15 protein-coding genes are annotated in these 23,111 nt (G+C 32.2%); 2 read left to right on the top strand and 13 right to left on the bottom strand.

Features of this window, described 5'->3' with window-relative positions; translation table 11 throughout:
• Position 1 precedes the first annotated feature (1 nt).
• Complete coding sequence (gltB, locus tag AB3G36_RS08620) at positions 2 to 4,522, bottom strand: glutamate synthase large subunit (RefSeq protein WP_367751786.1); 4,521 nt, start codon at positions 4,520 to 4,522, stop codon at positions 2 to 4.
• Between the two features lie 420 nt (positions 4,523 to 4,942).
• Here gltB and sucC point away from each other — a divergent pair, with 420 nt between their 5' ends.
• Complete coding sequence (gene sucC / locus AB3G36_RS08625; RefSeq protein ID WP_367751788.1) at positions 4,943 to 6,136, top strand: ADP-forming succinate--CoA ligase subunit beta; 1,194 nt, start codon at positions 4,943 to 4,945, stop codon at positions 6,134 to 6,136.
• An 85-nt stretch (positions 6,137 to 6,221) separates the two neighbouring features.
• On the opposite strand, the gene AB3G36_RS08630 is transcribed toward sucC, so the two are convergent.
• The 4 genes from AB3G36_RS08630 to AB3G36_RS08645 form a co-directional block, all read right to left on the bottom strand.
• On the bottom strand, positions 6,222 to 6,686 hold the full coding sequence (locus AB3G36_RS08630) for a DUF1456 family protein (RefSeq protein WP_367757915.1): 465 nt from the start codon (positions 6,684 to 6,686) through the stop codon (positions 6,222 to 6,224).
• A gap of 64 nt (positions 6,687 to 6,750) precedes the next feature.
• Positions 6,751 to 7,776: an aminotransferase class I/II-fold pyridoxal phosphate-dependent enzyme gene (locus AB3G36_RS08635; protein ID WP_367751790.1), complete on the bottom strand. Its 1,026-nt coding sequence runs from the start codon at positions 7,774 to 7,776 to the stop codon at positions 6,751 to 6,753.
• Between the two features lie 5 nt (positions 7,777 to 7,781).
• Entirely contained in the window at positions 7,782 to 8,792 is a 1,011-nt protein-coding gene (locus AB3G36_RS08640) for a dipeptide epimerase (RefSeq protein WP_367751792.1), read from the bottom strand.
• 60 nt (positions 8,793 to 8,852) lie between these two features.
• Entirely contained in the window at positions 8,853 to 9,677 is an 825-nt protein-coding gene (locus AB3G36_RS08645) for an alpha/beta hydrolase (RefSeq protein ID WP_367751794.1), read from the bottom strand.
• A 37-nt stretch (positions 9,678 to 9,714) separates the two neighbouring features.
• Here AB3G36_RS08645 and AB3G36_RS08650 point away from each other — a divergent pair, with 37 nt between their 5' ends.
• Positions 9,715 to 10,119 carry an excinuclease ABC subunit B gene (locus tag AB3G36_RS08650; protein ID WP_367751796.1) on the top strand — a complete coding sequence of 135 codons (405 nt, stop codon included), beginning with the start codon at positions 9,715 to 9,717 and terminating at the stop codon, positions 10,117 to 10,119.
• Here AB3G36_RS08650 and uvrB read toward each other — a convergent pair.
• The 8 genes from uvrB to AB3G36_RS08690 form a co-directional block, all read right to left on the bottom strand.
• Positions 10,113 to 12,104 (bottom strand): excinuclease ABC subunit UvrB, encoded by a 1,992-nt coding sequence (gene uvrB, locus AB3G36_RS08655; protein WP_367751798.1) that lies wholly within the window; start codon positions 12,102 to 12,104, stop codon positions 10,113 to 10,115. The genes AB3G36_RS08650 and uvrB overlap by 7 nt on opposite strands.
• A 130-nt stretch (positions 12,105 to 12,234) precedes the next feature.
• On the bottom strand, positions 12,235 to 15,576 hold the full coding sequence (locus tag AB3G36_RS08660; protein WP_367751800.1) for a TonB-dependent receptor: 3,342 nt from the start codon (positions 15,574 to 15,576) through the stop codon (positions 12,235 to 12,237).
• 159 nt (positions 15,577 to 15,735) lie between these two features.
• On the bottom strand, positions 15,736 to 16,851 hold the full coding sequence (locus AB3G36_RS08665) for a FecR family protein (RefSeq protein ID WP_367751802.1): 1,116 nt from the start codon (positions 16,849 to 16,851) through the stop codon (positions 15,736 to 15,738).
• Positions 16,852 to 16,935: 84 nt separating this feature from the next.
• Entirely contained in the window at positions 16,936 to 17,547 is a 612-nt protein-coding gene (locus AB3G36_RS08670; protein WP_367751804.1) for an RNA polymerase sigma factor, read from the bottom strand.
• 450 nt (positions 17,548 to 17,997) lie between these two features.
• On the bottom strand, positions 17,998 to 18,942 hold the full coding sequence (gene rlmF / locus AB3G36_RS08675; RefSeq protein WP_367751806.1) for a 23S rRNA (adenine(1618)-N(6))-methyltransferase RlmF: 945 nt from the start codon (positions 18,940 to 18,942) through the stop codon (positions 17,998 to 18,000).
• A 115-nt stretch (positions 18,943 to 19,057) separates the two neighbouring features.
• Entirely contained in the window at positions 19,058 to 19,720 is a 663-nt protein-coding gene (locus AB3G36_RS08680; protein WP_367751808.1) for a thiamine diphosphokinase, read from the bottom strand.
• A gap of 127 nt (positions 19,721 to 19,847) precedes the next feature.
• On the bottom strand, positions 19,848 to 20,669 hold the full coding sequence (locus tag AB3G36_RS08685) for a DUF4249 domain-containing protein (protein WP_367751810.1): 822 nt from the start codon (positions 20,667 to 20,669) through the stop codon (positions 19,848 to 19,850).
• Between the two features lie 4 nt (positions 20,670 to 20,673).
• A complete protein-coding gene (locus tag AB3G36_RS08690) occupies positions 20,674 to 23,055 on the bottom strand; it encodes a carboxypeptidase-like regulatory domain-containing protein (protein ID WP_367751812.1) in 2,382 nt (793 codons plus the stop codon).
• Positions 23,056 to 23,111 lie beyond the last annotated feature (56 nt).

A 23,111-nucleotide genomic window follows, 5' to 3' on the forward strand; every position in this document is an offset into this window, starting at 1 on the left:
ACTATGCTGTTGCTATTAGTTCTTCAATTTTCTTTTCTTCTGCTAATCGTTGTAATGCTATTTTATAATCTCTAGGCATTACTTTGATAAAATGTTTTTGTTGGTTTTCCCAGTCTTCCAAAATTCTTTTTGCTAATGGACTATTGGTATACATGGAATGGTTTTTAATTAAACGTTTTAGTTTAGTTAAATCTTCTTCTTCCAAAGTTTCTAAGGCAACCATTTCCATATTGCATAAGCCATTTTCAAATTGTTTTTGCTCGTCAAAAACATAGGCAACACCACCACTCATTCCAGCAGCAAAATTTCTTCCTGTTCTTCCTAGCACAGCAACTGTACCTCCAGTCATGTATTCACAACCATGATCTCCAATTCCTTCAACAACTGCTGTTGCTCCAGAATTTCTAACGCAGAAACGTTCCCCTGCCATACCATTGATATATGCTTCACCAGTTATAGCACCATAAAGGGCTACGTTACCGATGATGATGTTTTCCTCCGGTTTAAATGTAGCTGTAGGGGGTACTTTGATAATTAATTTACCTCCAGAAAGTCCTTTTCCTAAGTAGTCATTGCAGTTTCCATGAATTTTAAATGATAATCCATTGGTTGCAAATGCACCAAAACTTTGACCTGCAGAACCGGTGAAATCTACTAATATAGTGTCCTCAGGTAAACCTTGTGCGCCATAGATTTTTGAAATTTCATTACTTAATATGGCACCTACAGAACGGTCCGTATTTTTGATATCAAAAGTAACTCTTGTTTTCTCTTTTCTATAAATAGAAGGAATAGCCGCTTTTATGATTTCAAAATCAAGTACATTATCTAGTGCGTGATCTTGAGTTGTTGTATTGTGATTAGGTACTGTCTTCGCTTTTTCTGGTTTGTATAAAATAGTAGATAGATCTAATCCGTTTGCTTTATAATGCTTAATTGCTTTATTAACATTCAGTTTTTGTGATTGTCCTACCATTTCTTTCAAGGTTCTGAAACCTAATTGAGCCATGATTTCTCTTAACTCTTCAGCAATGAAATACATGAAGTTAATGATATGCTCTGGTGTTCCCTTGAAATTTTTTCTTAATTCGGGATCTTGAGTAGCAATACCTACTGGGCAGGTATTTAAATGACAAGCTCTCATCATGATACAACCTGATGCAACTAGTGGTGCTGTAGCAAAACCAAATTCTTCTGCTCCAAGTAATGCTGCAATAGCAACGTCACGACCTGTTTTCAATTGACCATCACATTCTAATACAACACGACTTCTTAAATCATTTAAGATTAAAGTTTGTTGTGCTTCGGCTAAACCAAGTTCCCAAGGAATACCAGTATGTTGTAATGAAGTTAATGGAGCAGCTCCAGTTCCTCCATCATATCCAGAAATTAAAATCACATCGGCTTTCGCTTTTGCAACTCCGGCTGCGATTGTTCCAACACCAACTTCTGATACTAATTTTACGTTTACACGTGCATCACGATTTGCATTTTTTAAATCAAAAATCAATTGTGATAAATCTTCAATAGAATAAATATCATGGTGTGGAGGAGGAGATATAAGTCCTACGTATGGAGTTGAATTTCTTACTTTCGCAATCCACGGCACTACTTTTTCACCAGGTAATTGACCACCTTCTCCAGGCTTAGCACCTTGAGCCATTTTTATTTGAATCTCTTTGGCACTTGTCAAATAATTGATAGATACTCCAAAACGACCACTAGCAACTTGCTTAATAGCACTATTTTTAGAATCTCCATTTAATTCTTTTTGGAAACGTTTTGGATCTTCTCCACCTTCTCCAGAATTACTTTTTCCACCAATTCTATTCATGGCAATTGCCAAGTTTTCATGGGCTTCCTGGCTAATAGATCCATAAGACATCGCTCCAGTTTTGAATTTTTTTACAATTTCAGTCCAAGGTTCTACTTCATCAATAGAAATTGGATCTAAATTATTAAATTCGAATAAACCTCTAATAGTCATTAAATTTGAGCTTTGCTCGTTGACCATTGTAGAATATTCTTTATAACTTTCTGGACTGTTTAAACGTACTGCTTGCTGTAATTTAGCAATTGTAGTTGGATTGAACATGTGTTTTTCACCTGTTCTTCTCCATCTATATATTCCACCAATTTCTAAAGGTAATAAACTTGCAATTTTAGAATTTGGGAAAGCTTTTTGGTGTCTTTTTTTAACTTCTTTTTCAATTTCATTTAACCCAATTCCTTCAATTCTAGAAGGAGTGTATGGGAAATATTTTGTAGAAAAGGTTTTATTAAGACCTAATATTTCAAAAATTTGGGCAGCTCTATACGAATGTAAAGTAGAGATACCAATTTTATTCATGATTTTCAAAATTCCTTTAGCAATCGCTTTGTTGTAGTTTGAAATTGCGTAATCCGCTTTTACATTAGTAATAAAGCCTTTGTCAACTTGGTCACGTATAATTTCATTTACTAAATATGGATTGATAGCGCTTGCTCCATAACCAAATAATAAGGCGAAATGATGTGGTTCACGTGGTTCGGCAGATTCAATGATAATTCCAAATTTTGAACGAACTTGTAATTTATTCAATGAATGATGAATATAAGAACATGCTAATAGCATAGGTATTGGTGCCATTTTTTCAGTAACACCTCTATCAGAAAGTATGATTATATTATGTCCTTCGCTAACTGCTTTATAAGTTGCCTGAACACATTTTTCTAATGCACGCTCTAAACCATTAACTCCTTTTTCTATTTTGTATAGAGTAGAAATAGAAGCAGATTTAAAATCGGCATGGTCAATATTTTTTATTTTATCTAAATCCTCTTTAGAGATAACTGGATTTTGGATTTTTAATTTTTTACATTGTTTAGCTTCAATATCAAAAATATTATAATCACCGCCAATAGCTAAACTAATATCTGTAATTATTTCTTCACGAATACCATCCAAAGGTGGATTAGTAACTTGAGCAAATAATTGTTTAAAATAGTTGTATAATAGTTGTGGTTGTTCTGATAATACAGCCAATGGAGTATCATTACCCATTGAGCTAATTGCCTCAGCTCCATTAGCACCCATTGGGGTTATAATGGTTTTTACATCTTCTATTGAGTATCCAAATAAACGTAATCTCGTTTCAAAGTCAATATTCTCTGTCGGAGTTTCATTATTGGTATAAGGAACTTTAGCTAGTGGAAGAAGATTTTCATTCAACCATTGTCTATAGGGACGTTTAGTAACAACTGCATTTTTTATCTCATCATCTTCAATAATACGACCTTCATTCATGTCCACAAGGAACATTTTTCCTGGCTCCAAACGACCGTGTTGAACAACATCTTCAGGATTTATATCAAGAACTCCAATTTCTGAAGCCATAATTACAAAACCAGTTTTTGTTAATGTATATCGAGAAGGACGAAGTCCATTTCTATCTAATAATGCACCAATCACATTTCCATCGGTAAACGGAATAGAAGCAGGACCATCCCATGGTTCCATGATACAAGAGTTGTATTCATAGAATGCTTTCTTTTCATCCGACATGGTTTGGTGTTTTTCCCAAGCTTCAGGAACTACCATCATCATTGCTTCTGGAAGTGTACGTCCAGTCATCAATAACAATTCTACAACCATATCCATAGAAGCTGAATCTGATTTTCCTTCTAATATAATAGGGAACATTTTTTTAATATCTTCTCCAAAAACCTCACTTTTCATCAATTCTTCACGAGCACGCATTCTACTTACGTTTCCACGAAGTGTATTGATTTCACCATTATGACACATGTGTCTAAACGGTTGTGCTAATTCCCAAGAAGGAAATGTATTGGTAGAAAAACGCTGGTGTACTAATGCCAAACGAGTTACTAAATCAGTATCCGTTAAATCCGTATAATATCTACTGATATCTTCGGGCATTAATAATCCTTTATATATTATAGTCGTTGTTGATAAACTAGAGAAGTAAAACATATGACTTTCTGAAGTTTTTGATTTCAGAATTAAATGTTCTCCTATTTTTCTGGCTGCAAATAATTTAGCATTGAATTGTTGTTCTGTCAATTCTAAACCATTTTTACCTATAAATACTTGCTTAACTGTAGGTTCTTTTTCGGCTGCGATTTGTCCTAGATTTGTAACATCAACAGGAACATCTCTCCAACCTAAAATTTTTAAATTTTGATCTTGTACCGTTTTTTCAAAAGTATCCATGCAAAATTTAGCTTGGTTTTTCTTTTTTGGTAAAAAAACCATTCCAACTGCATACTCTCTTGTTGCTGGGATTTCAAAGTCACATACTTTTTTAAAAAAATCATGAGGAATATCAAAAAGAATTCCTGCTCCATCTCCAGTTCTTCCGTCAGCACTTACTGCACCACGATGTTCTAATTTAATTAGAATGTCAAGTGCTTTATGAATGATATCGTTAGATTTTATTCCGTTTAAATTACAAATAAATCCCGCGCCACAGTTGTCGTGTTCAAATTCAGGCAAATAAAGGCCTTGTTCTTTAACTTTCATGCTTTATAATTTTTTTCTACAAAAATAAAGATTTCATTGAATATAATGTATCCAAAACAAGCAATGCGTCTTATTTTTATAGTAATAATAGAAAAACGTTTAATTAATAATAATAATGGTGTTTAAGCACCTGTGTATTGTTAATTCGTCAATAGCGTTTGTTTTGAATTGTATTAGATAGGCAATTATTGTAGTTCTTATCAAATTTACAAATTATATTTCAAACGTTATAGCAATACCTTTCGCTTGTTTTTATTTTTAATTTATGCGCTAATTATGTTTGTTTCTCTTGTTGTATTTTTTTGTGTAACATTTTTGAAATTTTAAATCGGAAAAAGATTTCTCTGTTTAGATGAATTTTGCTATTTTTGTGCCACTTATATTCTGAAATAACTTCAGAATCCAGACAAATTCTATATTATGAACATACACGAATATCAAGGAAAAGAGATTTTAGCTAGCTACGGAGTTCGCATTCAACGCGGAATTGTTGCTAATAGTCCAGTAGAAGCTGTTGCTGCTGCTAAACAATTAACTACTGAAACGGGAACGAGTTGGTATGTTGTAAAAGCACAAGTTCATGCAGGTGGACGTGGAAAAGGTGGTGGAGTTAAGCTTGCTAAAAATTTACAACAAGTTGAAGAAATTGCAGAACAAATTATTGGAATGCAATTAGTAACACCTCAAACATCTGCTGAAGGTAAAAAAGTACATAAAGTTTTAATCGCTGAAGATGTTTATTATCCTGGTGAATCTGAAACTTCTGAGTTTTATGTTTCTGTTTTGTTGAATAGAGCGACTGGTCGTAACATGATTATGTATTCTACTGAAGGTGGAATGGATATTGAAGAAGTTGCTGAGCACACACCTCATTTAATTTTTACTGAAGAAGTTGATCCTTCTGTTGGATTACAAGGTTTTCAAGCAAGAAGAATTGCCTTTAATTTAGGTCTTTCTGGTAATGCTTTCAAAGAAATGGTGAAATTCATTGACTCATTATATAATGCATATATTGGTTCTGATGCTTCAATGTTTGAAATCAATCCAGTTTTGAAAACATCTGATAATAAAATAATGGCTGTTGATGCTAAAGTAAATATCGATGATAATGCTTTATATAGACAAAAGAAATATGCTGACATGCGTGATATCCGTGAGGAGAATCCAATCGAAGTAGAAGCTAAAGAAGTAGGATTAAATTATGTTGATCTTGATGGTACAGTGGGATGTATGGTTAACGGAGCTGGATTAGCAATGGCAACTATGGATTTAATTAAGTATGCTGGTTTTGAACCTGCAAACTTTCTTGACGTAGGTGGAACTGCTGATGCAAAACGTGTTGAAACTGCTTTCCGTATTATCTTAAAAGATCCAAACGTTAAAGCAATTTTGATTAATATTTTTGGAGGTATTGTTCGTTGTGACCGTGTGGCACAGGGAGTAGTTGATGCTTACAAAAACATGGGTGATGCAATTAAAGTACCAATCATTGTTCGTTTACAAGGTACTAATGCAGCTATTGCAAAAGAATTAATTGATAATTCAGGAATGCCAATTTTATCTGCTGTTGAATTTCAAGAAGCAGCTGATCAAGTTAAAGCAGCACTTTCTTAAATAGAAAAAAGAGTATATATCAAAAAATCCTAAGTGAAAGCTTAGGATTTTTTTGTTATAATTATAAAGAGTGATTTGTCTTTATTTATGATTTTTTGTTCTTTCCGAAATTGTATTTTACTTTTTCTACGACCTGTACTTTTGCATTTCCTTTTGGATATTGTTTTTTGGAAGGTTTTTTAGCTGCGCTAGTTTTTGATGGCGCTTCATCACCTCTAGACTTTTCTTCGTCTCTTGGTTTAGCCTTGAATTCCTTTCTTTCTTTAGTTGGGTCCTTAACAGGAATTTGCGCTTTGTGTTTTGCTAAAACATCATTTGGATTTTTTGGATTTTCTTTTGTTCCGCGTAAATGTATAACTAATCCGTTTAGAAAATTACGCAATACTTGATCGCCACATTCCATATAGTTCTCGTGTTTTTCGTCACGGAAAAATGCACCTAATTCTGATTTAGTAATTCTAAAGTCTACCAATTCTAAAATTTCAACTATTTGGTCGTCACGTAGCATTAAGGCAACACGTAATTTTTTAAAGATATCGTTATTTGTCATCATATTCTATTTTTTTACAAAGGTACGTTTTAAAACGAATTGCGCATCAATTTTAATTTGAGAATTAGAATTGGTTTAAAACTCCAATTATTTTATCTAGATCTTCTTTTTTGTGGTTTGCAGTAATTACAATTCGATTCAAATCTTTAATTTCCGATGCATATTTGAAATTAGCAATTATTATTTTATTTTCTATTAAAATGGGATTAATTGCATCATTTTCGAGGTAAATTAAAGGGTAATCACCGTTGAAATTAAATGTTTTGTTTTCTTTCAAGTTTTTTTTAAGGTAAGCTAAGTTGTCTTTTAGTTTTTGATGTTGTTTGATGTATATTATTTCAGCATCAGCTATTGTTTGAACAAATGCTGGATTCATTCCTGCACTAGAAACAAAACTGTCGTTTTTTCTTATTTGTTGAATAAATTCAGCATCACTAACAATTACGCCTCCTGTTAATCCAAAGGCTTTTCCTAAAGAGGATAACATAATTTTTCGCTTAACATTTGGATAGGCTATAGATGAAAAAATACCACAACCATTAGTTCCCAAAATACCAAGAGAATGGGATTCGTCTAGCACTAAAGTAATCTCTTTATTAGCGGGTATAAAATTTAGAAATGAAAGATCAATTGGTTCTGTATTAAAAGAAGGAACAGCATCAGTAAGAATTGTAATTCTTTCTTTTAAATTGTCTAATAGTCTTGGATTCATTTCGTTTTGAACGAAAAACGGAATACTATTTGCACTTTTTATTGCAGTATGTATGTTGGGATAATGAAAAAATTGATCTGTTTGAGATTGCAATACATCAATTGTAATTTTACCTGCTAACATGCCCGAAGAAACAGTAATTGTTGCTTCGGCTTTGATAAATCTAGCTAGAAATTTTTCGCCTTTTTCGTATGCAGTTAATTTTACATTTGCACTTCTTGAGCTACCATAAGCAGTTCCCCATTGTAAAATATTACTGATAAGTATTTTTTGAAATTTTTTATTTGTTGGTAACCCCAAGTAGGCAGTTCCTCCAAAATAGAGATATTTTTCATTTTCTGTTTTAAGGATTCTATTTGGGAATGAATTAACTTTCATTTTTTTTATTTTAAAATAACTCCGGTACCATTGAGTTTAGAATAATAAATTTCACCCTCATTTATAGTAACACCATCTGCAATGTCTTCTGCTAGGAGTAAGGCACCATCCATATCTACATAATCTAATTGTGGTAATAAATGAGCAATGGCTGAAATTCCTACTGATGATTCAGTCATGCAACCCACCATTGTTTTTAACCCTAATTTTTTTGCTTGCTCGATCATCCTTTTTCCAGGAGTTAACCCACCGCATTTTACAAGTTTAATATTCACCCCGTGAAAATGATTGTAACATTTAGCAACATCTTCTTCTATAATGCAGCTTTCATCGGCAATTATTGGTAAAACGGAATATTTGAAAACTTCTTTATGAGCGTCCCAATTGTTGGCTTTCATAGGTTGTTCTAGAAATTCTACACCTAATTTTTTTAATTCAACTGCGTTGTTGATGGTTTCTTCAATTCCCCAACCACAATTTGCATCTATTCTAAAAATGGCATCTGTATGTTTTCTAAGTTCTTTTACTATGGCAATATCTTCGTGTGTTCCTAATTTTATTTTATAAATAGGCCATGGAAGTTCTTTCATTTTTGAGACCATTTTGTCTATTGATGCGATTCCAATTGTATAGTCGGTTAATGGATTGTTTTCAATTGTGTAGTTCCAATATTCATATAGTTTTTTTCCTTTTTTACGAGCGTATAAATCAGTATATGCCATATCTAAAGCGCATAAAGCGAACATATTTCCTTTTAAATAGGGGTGCATCATTTGCCAAAATTCTTCTGGTGTTTGATCTTCAGATTCTTCGATAATGGGACGAATTTTATTTAAATCGGCAATCATCATTGGAACTGTAATGTTATAATATGGATTTGATGTTGCTTCTCCGTAGCCAGAAAATCCTTCGCTTTCTAATTCAACAATTAAAGAGGGTTGTACATCAATGGATTCTCTTGATATTGTAAATGTATGTTTTAGTTTTAGGATGTATTCTTTTACTATTAATTTCATTTATTTTGGATTTAATAGTTTAAAAGTAATGTAATTATATTAAAATTTCACACAAAAGCTTTAGTAACCAAGCCATAGTAATGCTTTTATAAAACCATCACGCCATAATTTTTCATTGTGTTGTCCCCTTTTAACTATTTTTTTTTCATTTAAATGGAGGCAATAACATCTATTTGTATTTAGTAAATATTCCATTCTGTTGAGATCAGAAACCATCTCTTCACTTTCATTATCACCACAAAGAAAGTAGATTTTGGAGTTTATTTTTTTTGAATTTTCGGTAAGACTATATATGTCTTTACTAAACCAAAATGAAGGAGAAAAAACACCCGCTTTTCCAAATACTTTTGGGTATTTTAAAACTGCATAATAGGAGGTAAGACCACCTAAAGAGCTTCCCATAATAATTGTATTTCTAGATTTCGTTTTGGTCCTATAAGTGCTGTCTACTTTTGGTTTCAAAGTTTCAACAATAAACTTTAGATAGGCATCCGCATTTCCTCCTCCATATTTTTCATTTTTATAGGGAGTCAATTCATCGATTCGTTTTTCATTACCATGTTCAATTCCAATAACAATTATTTGGGCATTAATACTATCTAATTTTTCGTCCACATTCCATTCTCCTGCATAAGATGTTTTGGAGTCAAATAGATTTTGAGCATCATGCATATATAAAACAGAAAATTTTTTATTAGTGCCGTAATAATCCTTTGGAAGATAGACCCATATTTTTTTTGTTGTATTTAATTGCGGTGCATTAATGGTAAAAGTAGACACTTGTTTTGTCGCTGTACTTTGTTGCGCTAATAGACCTATAGATGTTAAAAAAAATAGGAATAATAGATTAAATTGTTGAATCACTGTTTGGTCTTTGTTTTTCATTTTAAAAACGATATTTTAGCTAAAAAAAATTATATTAATGGATACTTACGAAGAAAAAAAGAGCTTACTTTTAGATATGATTACTTTTTCTACTGAGAATGGTGTTTTACCTAAAAAAGACTATGACTTTTTATTTGTTATTGCGAATGCTTTAGATTTAGAAAAAGGTGATTTTAATAATTTATTCCTTTTAGAATTACCCAAAATGGCTGCTAAAACAGGATTTAGACGTATGCAGCAGTTTTATCGTTTAGCATTTTTAATGCATAAAGGACGTATTTTAAATGCAAATGAGTCTAATACGATTCATCAAATTTCTATTAGCATGGGAATAAATCCGGATGCTACAAAACGAGTACTTAAAAAGATGGAAAAATCACCTAATACTGTTATCTCACCAGAAGCATTATTGAAAATTTATAAGGAATTTCATGATCAATGAAGTTGCTCTTGAAGCATTTTAATTTCATCACGTAATTTTGCTGCTTGCATAAAATCCAGTTCTTTAGCTGCTTTCTCCATAGATTTGCGTTTTTCTCGAATGCGTTTTTCTATTTGATCTTTTGATAAATATTCAGTTACTGTTTCTGCTGCGGTATTTAATGTATGTCCTAATTCATATTCTACCAGGGGATTTTTAGTAAAAGCACTATCGATTTTCTTGTTTAATGCTTGAGGTATTTGATTGTTTTCGGTATTAAAGTTTATTTGTTTCGTTCTACGATAGTTTGTTTCGTCAATCGTTTTTTGCATGCTGGCGGTAATCTTATCAGCGTACATTATTGCTTTTCCATTTAGGTTTCTTGCGGCTCTACCAATGGTTTGAGTCAATGATCGATGGCTTCTTAAGAAACCTTCTTTATCAGCATCTAAAATTGCAACGAGTGATACTTCGGGTAAATCTAGACCTTCACGTAGTAGGTTTACGCCAATTAATACATCGAAAATTCCTTTTCGTAAATCTTGCATGATTTCAATTCGTTCTAAGGTATCAACATCCGAATGTATATAGCGACAACGAATATTAACCTTTGTTAAGTATTTGGCTAATTCTTCTGCCATTCTTTTGGTTAATGTTGTTACAAGAACGCGTTCGTCTAATTCGCATCTCACTTGAATTTCTTCAATTAAATCGTCAATTTGGTTTAAACTAGGTCGGATTTCTATAATAGGATCTAATAATCCAGTAGGTCGAATTACTTGTTCAACAACTACGCCATCCGTTTTTTGTAATTCATAGTCGGCAGGAGTTGCTGAAACATAGATTACTTGGTTTTGCATGGCTTCAAATTCCTCAAATTTCAAAGGTCGATTATCCATTGCGGCAGGCAGTCTAAATCCATACTCGACTAAATTTTCTTTTCGAGAACGGTCACCTCCATACATGGCATGTACTTGTGATAAGGTCACGTGACTTTCGTCTACCACCATTAAAAAATCTTTTGGAAAATAATCTAATAAACAGAATGGTCTAGTTCCAGCTAGTCTACCATCGAGGTAGCGGGAGTAATTTTCTATTCCAGAGCAATATCCCAATTCTCTAATCATTTCTAAATCAAAATTGGTACGTTCTTCCAATCGTTTTGCTTCAAGGTGTTTTCCTATTTCTTTAAAATAATCGACTTGTTTGACTAAGTCTTGTTGGATTTCCCAAATTGCACCTTGTAGTACATCTGGTGAAGTCACAAACATATTTGCTGGGTAAATTGTTAGTTTTTCGAATTTTTCAATTACTGCAGCTGTTTTTATATCAAAAGATTCAATTTCTTCAATTTCATCACCAAAGAAATGTACGCGAAAAGCATCATCTGCATAACTTGGATATACTTCTACAGTATCTCCTTTTATCCTAAAATTTCCGGGAGTAAAATCAGCTTCAGTTCTGGAATATAAACTCTGAACTAAGCTGTGTAATAATTTGGTTCGTGAAATGGTTTGATCTCTTTCAATTTCAATTACATTTTTTTGAAATTCCACTGGATTTCCAATACCATATAAGCAAGAAACAGATGCAACTACCAATATATCTCTTCTGCCAGAAAGGAGTGAAGAGGTGGTGCTTAAACGCATTTTTTCTAGTTCTTCATTGATTGATAAATCTTTTTCAATAAAGACCCCAGAAACGGGCATAAATGCTTCTGGCTGATAGTAATCATAGTAAGAAACAAAATATTCTACAGCATTATTTGGGAAAAACTGCTTGAACTCTGAATACAATTGTGCGGCCAAAGTTTTATTGTGTGCTAAAACTAATGTGGGTCTTTGTACTTCCTGAATGACGTTAGCAACCGTAAAAGTTTTACCCGAACCAGTTACTCCTAATAATGTTTGGAATTTTTCACCATCAACAATTCCTTGAGTTAATTTTTCAATAGCTTGTGGCTGGTCGCCTTTGGGTTGGTAATCTGATACTACTTGGAAATTCATTGGTATTTTGGGGCAAAGTTTTTAGAATTACAAAGTTACGAAGTTTATAACTATTTTGGACGGAAGTTAATTCTAAAAAAAAAAAACCATCATGCGAACATGATGGTTTCTATGTAAAAAAAAAGTTTATTTAGAAGCTTAAACTTAACCTAGCAAAAACGAATCTTCCGTTTTGTCCAAATTGAGATACATTTCTTGAATAAGTAAATTGATTAGAACTTTTTAATGATTCTAAATTTTCGTCTGGATACACATCAAAAATATTGTTTGCACCTACTACAACTTTAACATTATCAGTAAATTTATATCCTACAGATAGATCAGTTATTACTCTTGCTCCCCAAACCGGATGTTCAACAGCAACGGTTTGCCCATTTACTACAGCAGTGTCAATAGTTCCATCTCCATTTGCATCAGCAGTATTTGGATCTGTAACTTGACCGAAGTACACATTTCTCAAGAAGAAATCGAATTTTTTCACTGACAATGAGTTTGTTAAATTAGCTTTAACTCTTGGCACAGCTTCTTGAAGATATACTCTACTTGATTCAGAATAGTAACGGTTAATTTGCCCGTTATCTGTTAAAATTTGTGAAGCGTGAATATTACCAACTCTTTTTGTACTTGATAATGTTCCTGATAAATCAGTTTTTAATGTTAAACCATTTCCAACATTTGCTTTATGGCTTATAACAACATCGATTCCTCTTGACTCAGTATCAATTGCATTTGCAAAGAAAGTTGCTGCAGTAGCATTTGCATTATCAAACAAAGTGTTTAATTGTGCTGCAGGAGTTCCAGCTGCAGGAGTTCCTCCAGGTCTAGAAAATTGATCTGTAAGTACTACTCTGTCATTAATTTTAACAATATAGGCATCAGCAGTCAAAGTAAGTTTAGCTTCAGGTATTTTTGCAGTAAAACCAACACTTGCACTTTGAGATTCTTCTTGTTTTAATTGTGGAATTCCTAATAATTTAGCAGCTTGCGAATCATTACTGAATGTTCCTACTTCAAATGGTACACCACCTACGAATTGTGTAGCTGTTGAATTAAAATAAATTTGGTGTAATGAAGGAGCTCTAAATCCAGTAGAAACAGCACCACGTAAGTTAATGTTATCTGTTAATTTATAACGAGTCGCTAATTTATAATTTGTAGTGTTACCAAAATCAGAATAATTTTCGAAACGAAGTGCTCCGTTTACTAACCATTTTTCTGTAACATCATATTCTAAATCAGTATATAAAGCTACACTGTTACGACCTTTATCAACTGTATTTGATGGTTTGAAACCAGGAAAAACTTGTGATCCTCCAGGTCTTGCAGAACCATAAAAGTCAGTTACTTTTAATTCAGAAGCTGTAGTTCCTGTTACAATACCACCGTTGATGTCATATTGATTATAAGAATCCGGTACTCCAGCATTAATTTGAAAATTCTCATGTCTGTATTCAGCACCAAAAGCAACGTTTAATTTGTCAAATTTTCTAGACGTATCAAAGTTAGTTGTATTTTGAGAAAAAGCCAATCCACCAGCATCAAATTCAGTAGGAGAATTTTCTCTTAAAGTTGCATTTAATGTGTTTTCAATATTATAATCAAAAGAGTTTCTACCAAAAGTATTACTTAAATCAAAATTCCAAGTTTTGAAGATCATACCTCTAATTCCTGCTGCGGCAGAGATATCATTAATTGTAGAATGAATTTCAGGTAAAAAACCATTAGGAAACAAAGCAGTATAAGCTCTAGATTGATTTGGTCTTCTGTAAAAACCTTCTGCTTGACCTGTTCTATGACTAGTACCACCAAAAGCGTATACTTCAAGATTTTCATTGATTGGGTAAGCAGCATTCAAGAAAAACTGTGCACTTTCCAATGAAGATTGTCCTACTTTCATGTTGAAATCTTTTCTTTCCAGTTTTCTGTAAGCCAATTCACCATCTGTTGCATCAAAATTTAATACCGATTGTAATCCTGTTGCACCATATAATGAAGTTGCATTAGCAATAGAAGATTGTTGAGCTGTTGTAAAATATCCTACTTGAGGAGCATATGTTTTAATAGCAGAAACAATTCCAGCTTCATTAGCTGTTGGGGCAGCTTGAGTTCCAATATTTCCCCATAAAGTATTAATATTTGTTCCAGCTTCTGCAGCTCTTTGTTCAATCGCATTAAAAGCACTGAATAAGGTTCCAGTTGCATCTTTAGCTCTACTCGTTTGTCCTCTTAATTGAAAACTTCCTGTAGCATTGATGAAACTTTTTTCTTTACCTAGACTAGTACCGTAGTTTAAGTCAATTTGTAGATTGTTTCCATCACTACCACCTCTATGATCATTAGCTCCTCTAGATACATTGCTTCCACCTAAAATATTGATGTCTAATTTGTTTGTAGCTTTCTTAACATTGATGTTAATTACACCAGCGATAGCATCAGAACCATATTGAGCAGATGCACCATCTCTTAAAACTTCAATACGATCAATTGCAAAAGCAGGAATAGCATTTAAATCGGTTCCTACTGATCCTCTACCTGGAGATCCATTGATGTTTACTAATGATGAAGTATGTCTTCTTTTTCCATTAACCAAAACTAAAACTTGGTCCGGTCCTAGACCTCTTAATTGAGCTGGGTCAATGTGATCCGTTCCATCCGCTACTGTAGTAGTATTAGAAGTAAACGATGGAGCTACCATGTTTAAAATCTGATTTAAGTTGGCTTGTGGTCCTTGAGAAGATATATCTTTCATACTAATAACATCAATTGGAACAGCAGATTCAGTCACTGTTCTTGCACTGCTACGAGAACCTAATACAACAACATCTTGCAATGTTTCACCATTTCCTACTAATGTAACATTAACGGTTGTACCTGTTACTGTAATTTCTACAGTTTTTAAACCTACATAAGAGAATTGTAAAACAGCACCAATTTCAGCTGTTATACTGTAATTTCCATCTATATCAGTTGTAGTTCCTTTTTTTGTTCCTTTTACAAGGACTGTAACACCAGGTAATGCTTCTCCACTTTCGTCTATTACATGTCCCTTGATGATTTCAGCTACAGCATCAAATGTAGAAAATATCCCTGCATTAAAACCCACTTTAGCACCTTCTTTTTGTAAAACAATTTGGTTGCTTACTTCAGAATAATTAATTTTTAATGGTTTTAAAATGCGATTAAGTACACTTGATAATGCTTCGTTTTCAGCATATACATTTACTTTTTGGTTTAATTGTGACATTCTCGAATTGTACGAAAATTTCACATTTGACAATTTTTCAATTTTTGTTAAAACAACATCTAAGTTCAAATCAGTTACAGAGATTGAAATCTTTGTATCTAGTTTTTTTTGACCTCTGATTGTATTTGCAAATGTCACACTGGAGAAGACAAATGCTAAGACTAATTGTAATAAGGTTATTTTCATAATTCGAATAAATAGTCGTTGGTTGAGGACGTTTTTTTTCATAGTTTTGGTCTGTTTTTATTAATACTCGTTAGTTGGGTTATTTTTAGAACATAACAATTACTCTTTACAGAGAGCTAATTGTTTTAATTCAAGGCGTCGAGAATGTTACAGCATTTTCGGCGTTTTTTTTTAGTCTATTTATTCATAGGCAATATTATGTTAGTTGCATCCATTTGATATAATAATAATTTGGTTTCCATTCATTTCGTAGCTAGTATTGTTTCCAAGACTTTTGCAAATAATTTTAAGTTTTTCAGGTAAAGGCTGGTCACTTAATGATGTAGTAAGATAACAGTCTTTTAACTTGGCTTTTGGAAAATCAATATTCACTAAATAAGCTTGTTCTATTGTTTTGAAAATTTGAGTAACAGGAATATCTGAGAATTCAAATCCTAATTGCTCAATATTACTTGTTGAATTAATTAATACTTTATCCTGTGTAATGTCAGTTATTTTATTAAAAGTGGCGCTTTTTCGAATAAATCGTAGGGCTTGATTGGGTAATAAAACAATCAAATTGTCTTTTTTATTTGTGATTTGTTGATTTGACAAAACTTTTACTTTTCCTGTTCTAACAACAACTTCAACATTAGGTTGGTCTGCGTATGCTTTTATTTTAAAACTAGTTCCTACAACTTTAGTAACAATTTCATTAGCATATACAAAAAAAGGTTTTTTCGGATTTTTGCTAATTTCAAAAAAACCTTCACCAGAAAGATACACTTTTCTCTCATTTCCCACAAATATTTTGGGATAACTTAGTTTACTTTTAGGTTGTAATAATACAGAACTGCCATCTGATAATGTAATGGTTTGCGGTTTGTTTGAGTTATTAGTTTGCTCCACTAAACCTTCATTATTATCATCTATAAGCTTATTGTAGACTAATGAGTTGTTGTTGTCTGAATTTGTATAGTTGTATAAAAAACCAGTTAATAAACTTATTAGTACTACTGCTGCAACGCGATTTACCCATTTTTGCCCCCAAAGTTTAATTATAGGCTTGTTAATTTTATTTTGATTTTTTTCTTTTATTTCAATTTTATTCCAAGTTGCTTCTAGTGCATTTTGAATTTTATCTGATGATAAGTTAGAGCTAGGAACTTTCATAGCTAAAAGCCATAACCGTGCTTCTTCAACTAGTTTAGCCCGACTTGAGTTTTCTAATGTCCATTCTTCCCAATAGTATTGGTCGTCATTGGAGCACACCCATAATTGGAATGAATTGTCAGCTAAAAAGTGCTTTATATCTGTATATTTGTTGCGATCTTGCATTAAAAAAATAGTATTACAATTATATAGAGGACCCTTTTCTAAAAGGATACTCACTAAAAGCGATTTTTTTTTAATTTTATTTTTTTACTTGAAAAAAAATGAAAATAGAAGTGTAATTAGGGGAGCGTTTGTTCTCCATTCTCTTCGAATGCTTAATAAAGCGCGATGTAAAAGGTTGTTGGCTGACTGATAATTGATGTCAAGTGTATCTGCAATTTGGTCTACAGATAATTCTTGAGTGTAACGCAGATATAAAGCCTCTTTTTGTCGAGAAGGTAAATCGTTAATTAATTGATTAAGATGTGAAACTTTTATATTAGTAGTTTCATCAGCTATTAAATTATGTTCTATTGAAAAATCAAATAAAAACGGAAGTGTTTCTATAGGGCTACTAAGTGAAAAAATGCGATCTCGAACTTGTAATCTCCTAATTCGCTTACGAACGCAAGATAATAAGTACGCTTTTACGACAACATTATCAGCTAATTTTTCTCTATAAATCCAAATATCAGTAAATACATCTTGAATACAGTCTTGTACTTTTTCAGGAAAGGGAATAAACGAATTTCCGTAACGTACTAAATGCGGGTAATGCTTTTTAAAGAGTATTGAAAAAGCATTTTCGTCGCCTTCTTTTAGACTTTTCCAAATTTTGGAGTCATCTAGAGTTTCGGTATGTAGTTTTAACTTTTCCACAATTTGATCAAGATTAATTCATTCTAAATAATAAATTAAAACAAACATTTTGGTGTTTGATACCAATAGATTCAAATAAAAAAGCAACAATAAATGGGGCGGATATTGTTCAATTTATAGTTAGTTTGTTTTTTTATTACAGCTCTCTAGGGAACGTAATTAGTAATTTTGGTAATTATTTTTATGATTACTTTTTCAAACTTACATAAAATTAAGTTAAAACATGTTTTTATTATTAAAAAATAGGGAGAAATACAACAATCGATAATTAGTTGCGTGTTTTTTTTGGTAAAATAATTTTTTTACACTTTCATTATTAAATTAATAATGAAGGCTTTTTTTTAACTTCATTTTAAATTTATTATTGAAGTATTATTAATGCTATAAGTTATAATTCAGTTCTTTTGATCTTCAAAAAGTGAGTTTGTAATAACTTACATTCTTATGATTTTAGAACTTCCATTCTTTTTGCTGTTTTTCACTTAAAAATGTCCAAGCAACAATACGGCTAATTTTTTGGCCTTGAGCCATGTCAATTGTCTTTATTTCAACAACGTTTGCTTTATTCAGTGTTTTGTAAATACTAGTAAGATGAGATTGTTTTGATACTAATGTAGTAAACCAAAGGCATTGCATAGGGTATTTAGCACTTTCATAAATCATTTGAGTGATAAAACCAAGTTCTCCACCTTCACACCACAATTCGGCATTTTGTCCACCAAAATTCAAAACCGCTTTTGTAGTTTTTCTGGTATTTTCTAGATTATTTACTTTTCTTAAAGCACTTTTTGAAGCTTCTTCTGGAGAAGAATGAAATGGAGGGTTGCAAATAGTAAATGCAAACTTGTCTTCGGGTGTAATGATGTTTTTAAATATAAAACGAGATTCATTCTGTTGCTGTAGACTTATAGAATCTATCAACTTTGGGTTTCCTTCAATTATTTTCCTACAATTTTCAATTGCTTTCTCGTCAATGTCGGTACCTACAAAACTCCAACCGTAAACTGAATTTCCTATTATTGGATAGATACAATTAGCTCCAATACCAACATCTAAACCTTCAACTGTATTGCCTTGGGGGATAACACCGTTATTGCTTGAAGCTAATAAATCAGCGATATAGTGTATGTAATCCGCTCTACCGGGAATGGGTGGGCAAAGATAATTTTTCGGAATATCCCAGTATTTTATATTGTAGTATGTAATTAATAAGGCTTTGTTTAAAGTCTTAACAGGTTCAGGTTCGCTAAAATCTATTGTTTCAATACCGTGTTCATTAATTGAAACATGTTTTTGTAATTCAGGAAGTCTTTCTGTTAAAAGGCTAAAATCGTATCGGAATCGGTGTGGATTTCTTGGATGTAAATTTGTTTTCTCAGTAATCGTCTTAGACATGATTTTATTATTTCAGGACAAAGATAAAATTTATTATTTCATCAAAGTCGACAGCAAGTTATATAAAAAAGAATAGGTACAATGATTTATTATAGATTAGTTTTTTATTTAAAAATCAATCGGAACATTCCATCATCAATAAATCACCTTCAGCATGCTCAATTATTACAATTCCATCTTTAGTAACATGATTACTGCTTCCAGTTCTATAGCCAATAGTTAAACTGTCATTTTGCAATGGATAAAATAAATTTTCTGAATGAATTCCTGTCACATGTCCTATCGGGATTAATGAAATCACAGTATTTGCTGTGTACCATTTTTCAAATTTTTTTGGTAAAAGAAATACTTTTGAGTGGTCATCTAAAATTACAATTTTCAATTTTTCTCTATAACGAACTATGTTTGTCAAATTGGTTATAGTATGATCAGTTCGTCTTCCTGTTGCCCAGACTACATTTACAGCGGGTATTTTTCTTTCATAGAGGTAGTCAAAAGCTTTTTCTAAATCGGTTTTGTTTTGATCAGGAGTATGTACTATCTCAATTGGATATTGTTTTTCTTTATAGTAATTAGCATCAAAATCGCGATCAAAATCACCGAGTAATACATCCACTTTTATATCTAATTCCATTACTCTTTCCATGGCAGAGTCTAATACAATTACTAATGGAGACCATTCTAATAATTGACCTAATAATTCAGGATTGCATGACGCACCGTTTGCTATTATTAATGCTGGTTCTTGGTCATCGCGGACGATATGATGTGAGGACATTTTCTTGAGTAAAGATTAGGAAGTGGTCATTGTTAATTTAAAAAACAGGGTAAAGATAGAAAATAGTTTTTAATTCTATAATGTGCCTTTTTAAGACAATTATATTGGTTTTAAGTATATAATTTTTTTATTGTATTGTATACGTTTTGGTATCCACTTCACTTAATGAAAAATAACCAAGAGGGTAGTCGTCTTTATTAGTTGTATTGATTATGTTTCCTCTTACAGTTGCGGGGGGAGATTGGAAAGGCCCGCCACCATTGCCTCCTGCGATGCTAACTAGTACATTCATGTAGTTGTAATATTGTTTAGAGATGCCATAATGAGTGACTATGACTTCATCGCCTACTTTTAAATTATCAGATTGAGAAATACTAAAAAAAGGATTTCCTTGAAAAAAAGTATCTTCATCAGTATAAAAATTTTGAGTTACTTGATTGGAATAACTGTATTTGTATAAATAATAATTTGTCTCATTGGCAGGGTCTGTATAATATGTCTTTATTTCTATATTGTTTCCTGTAAAGCCACCTTCATTATTTTGAATAATTTCGCTTATGGGTGCAATAGACTTCATGGTTTCGGTTGCATGGTAGGTTTGACCCCCGTTTAGGATTGTTAGCGTGTATGTTTCGTCTATTTTTGGTATAAAATTAGTGCAAATATATTCTCCTGTTTGTTGTGCTTCTGTAAAAATAAAAGTAGCATTTGTCGCATTTGTTATATAAACTGTTGCTCCAGAAACTACAGGTATCAAATTGTCATAATAATTTGTAGTTGTTGTTAACTTTATGCTTTGTCTATTTCCTATGGTGTTTTTGTACCAATTGATAGATGCTTCTATAACAAGTTTTGGTGAATCCGTTTTTAAATTAACTTGAACCACATCCTCGCAACTACATAATAAAAGAGTAGTTAGCACTGCTATTAAGGAATTTATATGTTTCATTAGATTAAAATTTAAAGTTATAACTTACTGCAGGAACAATTCCGAAAATAGATGTTTTTACAGCTTCATTGTTACCTGTTTCATTGTTTTGTCGAAAGTTGATTGAAGCAGCATTTTTGCGATTATAAATATTGTAAATACTAAAAACCCATTCTCCTTTCCAGTTGCGATTGTTGTTTTTGACAGGAGTTAATGTAGCTGAAACATCTAAATGATGATACGTAGGTAATCGATTTTCATTTCGTAATCCATAACTAGGAACGGTAATTCCTAAGTATTGGTATTGCCCTTTTGGGTAGCTTGCTGGTTGACCAGATTGTAAGGCAAAATTGGCCCCAAAAGACCATTTTGGATTTAACGTATAGGTACTCGTAATAGCAAGATTGTGTGTTTTGTCATAAACGGAATTGTACCATTTTCCATTATTTATTCCTAATTCTTCTTCTGATCTTCCTGGAGTTTGTTGTTCTGATTTGGAGAGTGTGTAGGAAATCCACCCATTCAATTTGCCTTCGTTTTTTCGAATCATTATCTCTAATCCATAGGATCTCAATTGGCCATTTAGAATAATTTGTTCGATGGCCTTATTGGCGATTAAATCAGCTCCGTCAATATAGTCTAATCTGTTTTGTACTTCCTTATAATACGTTTCCAATTCTAGAGAATACTGCCCATCCTTGAAATTTTTAAAATATCCTAAAGCAACTTGATCAGCAATTTGTGGTTTGATAAAGTTGTCACTTGGCGTCCAGACGTCCAGTGGAGTAGGTGAGGATGTATTAGAAATCAATTGTAAATACTGCACCATTCTATTATAACTAGCTTTGATGGACTGTTCATCATTAATTTTATACGCTAACGAAAAACGAGGTTCTAAATTATTAAAGCTTTTAATTGTTTTGTTTTTATTGTAGAATTGGTTGCTTATAGGAGTCGCTTTTTCATAGATCTGTAAATCTGTATTGAAGACAACAGGATTATTATTGGCATAAATATTTACGGTTGATTTCCCTAATCTATAAAACTGACTGTATCGTAAACCATAAGATAAAGATATTTTTTCAGAAATATTCTGGTCGGCGCTAATGTATAGAGAAGGTTCGAAGGCGTATTTTTTGTCTAGTTGATCAAAATTTATTCCTGAATTAGAATCAGATGGAGTTATAGTACCTGGATTGAACTCGTAATAGATCGCATTTATTCCGTAATTCAATTTGAAATTATCAGAAATGTAATTTTTGAAATCGTATTTAATATTATAATTTTTAATGCCAGAATCCCATTTGAAACCCACAAAATCAAGATCTAAGCCGTAGTAATAATCACTATATATTAGAGATAAATTCGAAAATAATTTGTCTGTAAATAAATGATTCCATCTTAGATTTACAATGGAGTTTCCATACGTATTGCTGAAACTTTTACTTAATGAGAATACGTCTCTTCCAAAATATCCAGATAAATATAAATTGTTATTAGGGTTTAATTTATAACTTAATTTGGTGTTCAGGTCATAGAAGTAGGCGGTGTTTTTCTTTTGCTTTTCGGATAATTTCAAAAATAGATGGGCATAGGAACTTCGGCCTCCAATAAGGAATGAACCTTTGTTTTTCACCAATGGTCCTTCGGCCAAAATGCGACTTGAGATTAATCCTATTCCGCCATTCATATGAAACCCTTTGCTGCTACCGTCTTTTTGATAAATATCTAAAACCGATGAGGCTCTTCCTCCAAAACGGGCTGGAATTCCTCCTTTGTATAATTTTAAATCTTTAATGGCATCTGGATTAAATACAGAAAAGAAGCCAAAGACATGTGAGGAATTAAAGATGGTTGCTTCATCTAGTAAAATTAAATTTTGGTCGGCACCACCTCCTCGTACATTGAAGCCAGATGCTCCTTCACCAGCATTTGTAACTCCAGGAAGTAATAATAGTGATTTAAGGACATCAACTTCACCCAGCACAACAGGCATTTTTTTAATCGTGGAAATGGAGAGTCTGTTTACACTCATTTCCGGGGATTTTATATTGGCTTCTCCCTTATTATTAGTGATAATAACTTCTTTAAGCTCTTCACCGCTTTCAGTCAAGCTACTATTAATTTTTTTGTTTTCAGAAAGAGTTATGTTTTGTGAAAATGTATTGTAACCGATATGACTTATCAAAATGGTATAATTGCCTTTTGGTAGCGTAATGGAATAGAAACCATATTCATTGGTTAAGGCAGTTGATTTTGTTTCAGGAATATACACATTAACACCAATAAGAGTTTCGTTGTTTTTTATATCTGTAATTATTCCACTAAGTGTAAATTTATCTTGAGAAAAGGAAGAAATAGTAATTAATAGAAAAATAAAAAGGAAGCTATATTTTTTCGAAATCATTTCTTAGTTTTTGAATTACAAATTTGGTTAAAAGATAAGTAAATTGTAGCTAAACA

The sequence above is a fragment of the Flavobacterium sp. WC2430 genome, assembly GCF_040822075.1.
GTDB lineage: Bacteria > Bacteroidota > Bacteroidia > Flavobacteriales > Flavobacteriaceae > Flavobacterium.